The organism is Oceanispirochaeta sp., from assembly GCF_027859075.1.
GTDB lineage: Bacteria > Spirochaetota > Spirochaetia > DSM-2461 > DSM-2461 > Oceanispirochaeta.
In genome coordinates, this window is the sequence record NZ_JAQIBL010000182.1 from 1 (window position 1) to 9827 (window position 9827).

Genomic DNA, 9827 nt, shown 5'->3' on the forward strand with positions numbered 1-9827 from the left:
TATCTCCTGATGGTGGAACAGATCTACAACGAACCTTACGATACATCTGTGAGAACCCTCATGGTCAAGTTCTGGGACGGCTGGCAGGAACTTTCGGTCAATCCCGAAGAGATCCCTTCACGCCAGGCTGTGCTGAAACAGGGTGAATCCCTTATTGACGGTATCAACAGCCGTTATAGAAGGCTCAATGAAACAAGAACCATGATAAATGATGATGTGGCTGTATCGGTTGGAGAGGTCAACAGCCTACTCAAAGATATTTCCCGGTTAAACGAGGAGATTGTCAAATCCAAGGCCCTAGGGGATCACCCAAACGATCTGTTGGACAGTAGAGACCTTCTGGTTGAAAAACTTTCGGGTTATATGAATATCACCGTAGATAACAGGGATAATGATGAGTTTCTGGTTCATACCCAGGGAATGCACCTGATTCAGGGAAAGCAGGTCCATCTGCTGAAAGCTGAGCCGAATCCTCTCAACGAGGGGTATTACGACATAACCTGGGAACAGACTGGCAAACAGGCTGACCTAAGAAACGGAAAACTGGCGGCCCTGATCGAGCTTCGTGATGTTGATGTGAGGGGAGAAGTCCAGAAACTGGATATGATGACTGTCAATTTTACAGACATGGTGAATGAAGTGCACAGTAATGCCTATTCAGCCAGTGGACAGACAGGTCTGAACTTTTTTACAGAATACCCTTTTGTGAATAACACTCTCGGAAATTACGATAGAAGCGGCGATGGAGAATTTGATTCCAGCTATGTATTCCGTTTTAAAGGAAACAATGTTCTGGATACTGAACAACAGACCGGCCTGCAGGGAACCATCAGTTTAAATGGACCCACCGGCAATGTTACAGTGAATTATTATCCAACCGACAGAGTGTCCGATATTGTTGACAGAATAAACAACTCTGGAGCCGAGGTCAAAGCTCTTATCAATCGAGATGGGAAACACCTGTTAAAAGCCAGCGCTGCCGAAGACATGAATAACCCTGACTTTGTTATCCGCCATGTGGAGGATTCAGGGCAGTTCCTCTCTGGTTACACCGGAATCCTCAGCGGTAGTGGACCGGATAACGCCTATGACTGGGAACAGGCAGATGCAGTTCTTGGTTTACGGGATGTAGAGTACGCTGTTGCACCATTTTCCCTTTCTGCCGGGTGGGTGGGTATCAATAAAGCCCTTCAGGCCGATCCATCGGCCATTGCCTCGGGATACGGTATCAGCGGCAGAGAAGGGCTGCCGGGAGACGGTAGTGCGGCTCTTGAAATCGCTACATTAAGAAATAAAGCTGTTATGGTAGGACCCAGCAGCACTTTTGATGACTATTTTGCCGAAACAGTGGCTTCCATAGGACTCAAAGGTGAAGTCGCTCAGCAGGCCAATGAATCTCAGCAACTGGTTATGAAAGAGTTAAAAGATTTTCAATCGTCCATCTCGGGAGTCAACATGGATGAAGAAATAGCCGAAATGATTAAGTTTCAGCACGGATATAATGCAACAGCCCGATTTGTGAATGAGATAAACGATATGCTGGATACCATTATAAACAGAATGGGAGTGTAATAAATGAGAAGAATCAGTACAAATATGCCTAATGCGGATTTACAGTACCAAATGCGTCTGCGTGACTTTAAACTGAATGAAATGCAGTCGGGAATCGGAAGCAGCCGACGATTGAACAATCTGAGAGATGACCCTATCGCCGCTGCCCATTCAACACGTTACTCTTCTCATTTGACTCATCTGGAAAGGTACAGTAAAAATGTGGGCACCGCCCAGGGTGAATACTCTCTGGCCGAAACGTCAATAAATCAGTCTGTCCAGGTTGTTCAGAGGCTCAGAGAGTTGGCTGTTCAGGGTAGTAACGGTACCTATGCCAAAGAAGATATGAATTTTATGGCGACTGAAGTCAATGAGTTGCTCAAGGAGCTTGTCAGCATGGGGAATACCATAAGTGCTGACGGCAGATCGCTTTTTGGTGGTAATGACACCATGAATGATCCTTTCGTAAGCTTGAAAGGCAGAGTCCCCGGCATCGAAGGGGCCGTCATTTCAGAAGTAAGATATGCTGGAAACATTGTTGCCAATCAGACAGAAATATCAGAAGGATCAAGAATTGATCTGAATTTTGTAGGAAATAAAGTCTTCTGGGCGGAAGATCAGCAGTTGTTTGCACAACGGGATGCCCTTGATTATGTTGTGACCCAGGACAGCAGTTTTTCAATTGACGGGAAAGATATAAACCTGAAAATAGGGGATAACATCCATGGGATCATTTCCAAGATCAATGATAGTGATCTGGCGGTCAAGGCTTCTTTGGATCCTGTAACCAACAGCCTGACATTGGAAACCACAGTGCCCCACCAGATCTGGATTGATGAACCCGTGGACAACAGGGTCTTGAAAGATATTGGCATTCTTTCAGAAACCGGGAGCAGACCTCCGGAGAACCTCCACAAAGATGTTGTGACAGGAGGAGGTTCCTTGTTTGACATGGTCATCGGTTTGAGAGACAGTCTGCTGGCTGGCGATCAGGAAGCCGTCGGAGGACGTATTTTGGGAGGCATCGATAACTCTCTGAATAATCTTTTAAATAACATTTCAGATTTGGGAGCAAGAAATGAAAGGCTTGATCATACATTTGCCAGACTGGACAGCGAAAAGCTGAACGTCCAGGCCATAAATTCTCAGCTGACTGACCTGGATATGACAGAAGCAATTACCAATCTTAAAATGCTGGAATATACACAGAAAGCAGCCTATCAGTCTGCTTCTAAAATTCTCCAATCAAATCTAATGGACTTTTTGAGGTAATCATGCAGATTTATACTAAAGCATATGGTGAAGTAGAAATTGATGACAGGCAGGTTATTAACTTTCCAAATGGCCTATTCGGATTTGAAACCCTCAGAAAATTTGCCCTGCTGGATGCCACTCAGCAGCCTTTTTACTGGATACAATCTCTTGATGTTGAACAGGTTGCCTTTGTATTGATCAAACCTGTTATTTTCAGACCAGACTATAAGCCGGGACTCATGTCTTCTGATCTCGAGCAGTTAGGCCTTAAAAATACTAATGAAGAAGATGCCCTCGTTTTCAGTATTGTTACATTTCTGGATGATAAACAGACCATGACAGCCAACCTCCAGGGTCCGGTCATCATCAATCGGCATAAACGAATTGGCAGACAGTGTATTTCGACGGATTCCAGATGGCAGACAAGGCATAACATTGCGGAAGAACTGGCCAATCAGAGGAAGAACTTATGCTGATATTATCCAGAAAGAAAGATGAGAGTATAATCATTGGAGATAACATCATCATATCTGTTGTAGATATTAAGGGTGATCAGGTCAAATTGGGAATTGCAGCACCGGGAGATGTAAAAGTTTACAGGCAGGAAGTTTATAAGGCTATTCAGGAAGAAAACAGGGCAGCAGCTGCCGTCAGTAGTATTCCCGAGAATCTGTTGCTGGATGATCTATTTAAGAAGAAAAATTAGTCTTGTCTATTTGAAAATATGGCGTCAAAATCATCATGAATGGCGAGGAATAAATCCAATAGTTCAGGATCAAAATGAGTTTCTCTTCCTTTTTTCATAATACTGACTGATTTTTTATGACTGAAGGACTCTTTGTAACTCCGTTTTGAACGGAGCGCATCATACACATCGGCTATGCAGACAATCCGTGCACAAAGGGGAATCATCTCACCAAAAATACCATAGGGATAGCCGCTGCCGTCCCACTTTTCATGGTGTGAAAGGGCTATATCTTTAGCCATGGCTTTAGGATAGGTGCTGAGAATATAGGCTCCGTTCTTGGTATGTTCATTCATTATTTCCCGTTCCCAACCATCCAGGGGCCCGACTTTATTCAGAATATCATCGGGGGTTCCTATCTTTCCCACATCATGCATGGCGGCCAGAAAACCAATATCTTCAATATAATCATTATTGACAACTTCGTATCCACTTCTGCCTTTCAAATGTTCACACAATAAACGGGAATAGTCATTTACCCTTTCTATATGGTCACCCGTATCATTATCTTTGAGTTTTGAAGCTTCCAGGAGGCTTAAAAATGTTTTTTGCAAAAGGTCTTTATATTCATTTGTGATAATATCCCACTGAACCATATAGGCCAAAGGCTGAGACGCTTCATCATAGTGCAGCGGCTGTATCATAGCCCTGAGAAAACTATTACTCTTGGCCTCGCCAAAGGGAAAGAGTCTACCAGTCCATGAGTAGGAATTAAGAGGGTTTTCAAGATTGATTTTCAATGTCGCGCTAAGATTTATATCAGAATCAGAACGGAAAATTTCTGGTAGATGTTTATTGATCGATGATTTATCAAAAACAAGGTCCTTAATAAACTCCAGATTTGACCAAAGAATCTTTAAATCAATGTCAATCAGACAACTGGGAATGGGACTGTTTTTCAATCGGTCGATGGAAGTCCTGATCCATTGATTTTCAAGAAGGTAGGACGTTTCCTCATGCCTGTCCCTTTGAGGAAAAAGGGACCAGGGAAATATTATCATTTCATCTTCATCCAGGTCCTCCAGATCGAGAACCTCCTCCATCAATTCCATGGAACCTGATTCAAAATATGAGACACTTTCTTTGGGAGAATCTCTGAAATCAAAATGATCTTCCGGACGAGGATGTTTGTTCAATTATTATCTCCGTACAAGAGAATTTCAGCTTCACTTTTTCTCAAATATACCGGACCTGCATCTTCAGAGAAAGGTCCTTCATTCTGGAATCGAAGCATCCCGAGTTCCAGAAGTTGTCTGCTTTTTCCCTGGAAATAATTTCCATCTTTATATATGCCAGGCCTTTTCTCCTCAGAGATCATAGAGCAATCAGGTCCGGTGAATAGAATCCTTTCATATTCCTGCAGTATTTCAAATAAATCGTCTTCTGATAGATCCAATGGGCCCATGATATTTTTTCCACCGACAAAGAGTGCACAATAATATCTTTTTTTTCGGGCATCTAATATAGGGACAACCACACCATGGAAATAGCCATAACCGTAGGCCATATAGTCTGTTGTTTTTACCGCAGTGTAGGGGATTCCCAGGCCATAGGACAGTCCCTTGACTGTTGACATTCCAATCCTTAATCCTGTAAAAGAACCCGGTCCCTCTGTACAGACCAGCAATTCCAGATCTTCCTTCTTGACCTTACCCTCATCGAGAATGAGTAGTATTGTATTCATAAGGTTTTCAGAATGCTTCAAACCATCCTGCAGTGTTATCTCAAACCAGGAATCTCCCTTCTTCAAACAGACGCTGAGAAGGGGAGAGGCTGTATCGACAGAAAGAACACAATTCACAATGTAATACCTTCCAGAATAATTTTTCTCATGCCATTTTCAATGATCTTTATTGATATGGACTTTCCTTTCTCAGGAAGATATTCCTGAATCCGTTCACTCCATTCAATGAGGGTTATGCCCTTGCCAAAAAGAAGATCATCGACACCCAGCATTTCAAACTCTTCGATTCCGCTGATTCTATACATATCCATATGATAAAGAGGAATCTTCCCCTCATATTCATATACTATAGTATATGTGGGGCTTGTAATAACATCTTTTATTCCAATAGATTTGGCAATTCCCTTGGTTATGGAAGTTTTTCCGGCTCCAAGATCACCCTTCAGAGCAACAATGTCGCCTGGTACAAGAGTTAATCCTATTTTTTCTCCCCATTGGAGGGTTTCTTCATAGCTGCTGCTCAGTAATTCTGTCAAAGGGTAAACCCCTCTCGGTCGATGCTGATTATTTCTTCTTTCAGTGACTTAATGATAGGAATCACTGGATAATCAATCATATCCAGTAGTTCCAGAAAAACATCCCGCTCACCAGTAGGCTTCATTTCTACAGTCGATTGAAATCTAATGCTCGTTCTCTTATCCGCAATCAGAGAAAAAGAAGCCACTCCTGTATATTCATTTCGATAATAAATAAGAGTGTCCTTTTTATTGATTTCGTCCATGCCAAGAAACTTCATTTTTTAAATCCACCTATATGCCATTATAATATTTTTAATTAATAGAGGACAATTAAATCATTCAAAATCATAAACATACTCATTGATCCGATTTAAATTTTTGCTGGAAGCTCTGGTGAACATGATATGTATTGAAGTATAAATTCTAGATTGTGACCTGGTGTCAACTATTTTTCCGTAGGTAACAACAGGGCTTCCCTTCATGGGCTCAAAACTGAGTTTAATCAATTCTCCCTTATTCAAGGGTCTGGATGTTTGCAGAGAACATCCTCCGGCAGATAGATCAATGAGCGTGCCCATTCTTCCCATGTTTTTCTGTACGACTGCTTCCTTACGTTCCCGCTTGCCAATTCCAGTTATTTGAATCTTGATTGGAAAAAGATAACAGGGTCTTTTAATTGTTTTTCTTCTGAATTTACGATGATAGGCTCTGCTGATTTTATTAGAATGCTGAAGAAATACACTGGTGATTCCCTTGACAGAATTGTATCCCAGAACTTTGGAACTAAAGGTATACTCCTCTCCATCAGCACCCCAGATCAGTATATTAAGGCGTGTTCCCTTGCTCCACTTCACCTGAGATCCCCTTTTACCAACAGGGACCCGGGCACAGTAGAACTCCTTTAGATTCGCTGTGATGACCGAAGAATAACGGTTTCCATTATCCATTTTAAAGGTGACGTCCTGGCTGAGTTTGAGTTTTCTGGTATCTGTAATCTGATTTGTTTCTGCAAATACACGTTCAATCCGCTGCTTGATTCTATAAATATTAAGCTTTCTTTCTTCCACCACTGATGGCGGTGCTTCCATGTGTGTAATGTCTCTCAACGCCTGAGCCAGGGTATTGTTCAGTGTTCTTGTATTGCTGAGCAGAGCAAATGGTTTGCTGACATGGTAGACTTTTATAAAACTTTCGAGAAGGGCTATCTGTTTCTTGGATAATCCAATCCGAATTCCTTCTCTCCTGAATGCTCTTTTACTGTACCTTTTATTCTTATCATTCGAGCTATTGCTGATCTTGTTTCCAACGATAAGAAAGAGAAGGCTGATGCACATCACCGCTAAAAAAATAAGATTCTGCTTAGGATCTGATGGTGTAAATAATTGTCCCTTAAACCGGGAAGACTGTAAAAGAGTAATCAACATTTTTAGTATCCTTGGCTGTTTATGGATTCAAAAAAACGGGGAAAAGATTTCATTTTAGGCATAATTTCATACTCCATTAAATCACCCATAAGAACAAAGTCCTCTGATGTAAAAGCATCGGTGAGATCTTTCAGTATCCCTGAAATATCATTTATGTAAGCTTTTAGATCTTCATTATGATTCTCCTGGGTATCTTCAGGAAGGTATGTGTAAATTCTCAGTAATTTCTGAAAGAGTTCTGAAAAACAGATAATTACATCCATGGCATCTTTATCTTTACCAGTTTGAAGCAGGAGGGATACTTCCTCCATTCGGGGCATGAGGTTTACAATGGCGGCATAGCACTCTTTACCAGATTTAAAAGGATCCGTGACCTCATCCAGTCTACCCTGAATAACTGCTTCAAGCATTATAAATGCTTCCAGAACTGTTTTAACATTTTCTTCTGTCCGTGCATATTCGGGAATAAATCCATTATTTGAAAGGACATTACTCATATGGTCTTTGATGGAATGGGCAAAATCTTCTAGAAGAACTTCATAGCTGTCTTCAATAAAACTGTATTCTTTCAGCAGTTCATTCAACAATTCCAGGTTTCCATCTTTGAGAGACCTCTGAAGCATGAGACAGTAGTTGAGGATTGTCTTTAAGTTTTGCGACTTCAGCTGAGGAAGAGTCAGTGCTGTAAAATGGATTGATTCCTTATCATTGAAATGTAATTCATCCCATTTTTCTTTTTCCGTAATAAATAGTTCCTCATCGTCCAGAAACATTTCTGTTATAGAGAACGAGCGTTCTGACAACCATTTTTCTACTGATTTATATAGCTCTCCCAGAGATGATTCCTGTTCAAGGGTGAACTCAATTTCATCATGGTTTATATAGATTTTCAATTAAATCTCCTTTAGCTCCCTTGGCTCCATTGAGTCAAGATAATCTAGGGTTCTTTTACTTATTATTCTGCTGATTGAATGAATCCAGAGAACTTGAACTGGATTCCAATTGATTCAGCATCCCTTCCATATTACCGTATTTCCTTTTTAATCCTGACTCATAGTCTGCCAGGTATTCCTTATAATCTTCTATATCATCATTTGTATCATCGATATTGTTATCAATCATCCTGATTTTATTGGAAAAAATACCACCGGTCTGAATATAAGGATTCAGAAACCGGTCAATTTCGTAGCCGACTCCGCTGTCAATCACCAGATCACCATTTGTATCTTGACCAAATAACTCTTTAATTGCCAGACTATTAATCTTCAGGAATTCATCAAGCTGATCTTCATTGATCTCAAGATAACCCCGCAATTTACTGACATTTACAGATCCGCTGCCTCCAACACCGGCATTCGTCGAGACTCCGATCTGGCTGAGCATGGACAGTTCCCTTTCCAGGGATGTCTCATAGGGTGAGGAGGTAATCCTCTGCAATCTGTTTTTCAGTTGCATCAGAGTAATATCCCCTCTGAAAGAACCCAGCTCCGATAACGCTTTTTCTCTTTCTTCATCGGAAAAATACTCTATCTCATTAACAATATCGGTATTATCAGAAGACAAAATTAGAATTTGTGTCATGGCCTGATTATAATTGTATACAAACTTAATAATTTCTTCTTTAGCCGATTCTACATCGGGTTTGATATCAATCTTCACTTCTTCACTATCAGACCGATTAAGATTCAATGTCACACCGGGTATGAGGTCATCGATATCATTAGAATCTCTTTCAACCTTGATTCCATTGAAATCCAGTAGAGCATTCCCGGCTGTGTTTAAAGAATTCACAGCAGAGTAACCGTCTGCACTTCTGGGATCTGTGATTCGCATATCACTGATAGTTATTTCACGAAGGGTATTCTTATTTTCAAAATCAAAGGTACTGATGCTGCCCTGACTGGTTGTCAACGGGATTTTGACAGTCTGTGTTTGATTACCCTCAGGCAATGTCTGAAGAGCTTCTCTGCCGGAGGCACTTAAATAGCTGCCGATAGAATTGTCTTTGACCAGGGGGGGCAATTCTGGTTTATTCCAGGGGGGCAGGTCTGCCCGGTTTGAAAAACTCTGTATCTCAAGCCCTTCATAAAGAGCCGATGCTGTTTCAGGCAGGACCGGAGGCGGAGGTTCAATGGGTTCTCTTGCCTTGGGATCAAGATCTATGGTTGTAATGGTGTATTCCAGAAACATTCCATCTTCAACAGGAACAGGGGAGGGTAGTTTTATCTGTAATGCCGACTCTGCTGCCAATACCACCGAATCTTTGATGGTCAGTCTGCTCGGGTCAAAATTGATTTTTGTGATGTCAGTGTCAACGGGTTTGAGTATGCTCTTGTCCAGTGCCCAGGTCAGGGCATCTTCCTTGAACTTCAGCCTGTTCTCGATTCCTGTTTTTGTGGATTCAAACAGTATGACCTGTGTGTCTGTTGTGTCTCTGACCACAGTCAGTTTCATCAGTCCGTCGGCTTTGGTTTCCAGTCTTTTCGCGAAATCAGAAAGCTTTCCCCCCCTGTATCTGAGAGAGAACTCTTTATCCCCAACCTCAAAACTATAGGTTCCCGGAGGAACCTTTTCATCTTCAGGGAGGGAGGGGGATATGAATTTGTCTGATGAAGCCGTCTTTAGAACGGTAAAGCTCAGCTCCTGCTCCG

At 41.7% G+C, this 9827-nt stretch carries 11 protein-coding genes; 4 read left to right on the plus strand and 7 right to left on the minus strand.

The genetic code is table 11. The annotated features are described in order from the left end of the window. The 4 genes from PF479_RS09870 to csrA form a co-directional block, all read left to right on the plus strand. On the plus strand, positions 1-1572 hold a 1572-nt coding region (locus PF479_RS09870; protein WP_298005660.1), incomplete at its 5' end, for a flagellar basal body rod C-terminal domain-containing protein. A 3-nt stretch (positions 1573-1575) separates the two neighbouring features. After that, positions 1576-2823 (plus strand): flagellar hook-associated protein 3, encoded by a 1248-nt coding sequence (locus tag PF479_RS09875; protein ID WP_298005663.1) that lies wholly within the window; start codon positions 1576-1578, stop codon positions 2821-2823. 2 nt (positions 2824-2825) lie between these two features. Continuing rightward, positions 2826-3281 carry a flagellar assembly protein FliW gene (fliW, locus tag PF479_RS09880; RefSeq protein WP_298005666.1) on the plus strand — a complete coding sequence of 152 codons (456 nt, stop codon included), beginning with the start codon at positions 2826-2828 and terminating at the stop codon, positions 3279-3281. Further along, positions 3275-3511, plus strand: a complete 237-nt coding sequence (gene csrA / locus PF479_RS09885) for a carbon storage regulator CsrA (protein WP_298005669.1) — start codon at positions 3275-3277, stop codon at positions 3509-3511. Before fliW ends, csrA begins: the two co-directional genes overlap by 7 nt. On the opposite strand, the gene PF479_RS09890 is transcribed toward csrA, so the two are convergent. The 7 genes from PF479_RS09890 to fliD all read right to left on the minus strand — a co-directional run. Next, positions 3508-4686 carry an HD domain-containing phosphohydrolase gene (locus PF479_RS09890; protein WP_298005671.1) on the minus strand — a complete coding sequence of 393 codons (1179 nt, stop codon included), beginning with the start codon at positions 4684-4686 and terminating at the stop codon, positions 3508-3510. The genes csrA and PF479_RS09890 overlap by 4 nt on opposite strands. Beyond that, positions 4683-5351 carry a tRNA (adenosine(37)-N6)-threonylcarbamoyltransferase complex dimerization subunit type 1 TsaB gene (gene tsaB / locus PF479_RS09895; RefSeq protein WP_298005674.1) on the minus strand — a complete coding sequence of 223 codons (669 nt, stop codon included), beginning with the start codon at positions 5349-5351 and terminating at the stop codon, positions 4683-4685. Before tsaB ends, PF479_RS09890 begins: the two co-directional genes overlap by 4 nt. Next, positions 5348-5770 (minus strand): tRNA (adenosine(37)-N6)-threonylcarbamoyltransferase complex ATPase subunit type 1 TsaE, encoded by a 423-nt coding sequence (gene tsaE, locus PF479_RS09900; RefSeq protein WP_298005677.1) that lies wholly within the window; start codon positions 5768-5770, stop codon positions 5348-5350. The genes tsaB and tsaE overlap by 4 nt, the downstream gene beginning before the upstream one ends. Beyond that, positions 5767-6030 carry a hypothetical protein gene (locus PF479_RS09905; RefSeq protein WP_298005680.1) on the minus strand — a complete coding sequence of 88 codons (264 nt, stop codon included), beginning with the start codon at positions 6028-6030 and terminating at the stop codon, positions 5767-5769. The genes tsaE and PF479_RS09905 overlap by 4 nt, the downstream gene beginning before the upstream one ends. A 57-nt stretch (positions 6031-6087) precedes the next feature. After that, positions 6088-7176, minus strand: coding sequence for a PilZ domain-containing protein (locus tag PF479_RS09910; protein ID WP_298005683.1), 1089 nt, complete (start codon positions 7174-7176; stop codon positions 6088-6090). Positions 7177-7178: 2 nt separating this feature from the next. Beyond that, complete coding sequence (locus tag PF479_RS09915; protein ID WP_298005685.1) at positions 7179-8069, minus strand: hypothetical protein; 891 nt, start codon at positions 8067-8069, stop codon at positions 7179-7181. A gap of 55 nt (positions 8070-8124) precedes the next feature. After that, the coding region (gene fliD, locus PF479_RS09920; protein ID WP_298005688.1) for a flagellar filament capping protein FliD at positions 8125-9827 on the minus strand (1703 nt) is incomplete at its 5' end.

Bases quoted from the DNA above. Each gene is read 5' to 3' on its own strand.
- PF479_RS09875 (WP_298005663.1), top strand. From the start codon at position 1,576: ATGAGAAGAATCAGTACAAATATGCCTAATGCGGATTTACAGTACCAA.
- csrA (WP_298005669.1), top strand. From the start codon at position 3,275: ATGCTGATATTATCCAGAAAGAAAGATGAGAGTATAATCATTGGAGAT.
- fliW (WP_298005666.1), top strand. From the start codon at position 2,826: ATGCAGATTTATACTAAAGCATATGGTGAAGTAGAAATTGATGACAGG.
- PF479_RS09905 (WP_298005680.1), bottom strand. From the start codon at position 6,030: ATGAAGTTTCTTGGCATGGACGAAATCAATAAAAAGGACACTCTTATT.
- PF479_RS09910 (WP_298005683.1), bottom strand. From the start codon at position 7,176: ATGTTGATTACTCTTTTACAGTCTTCCCGGTTTAAGGGACAATTATTT.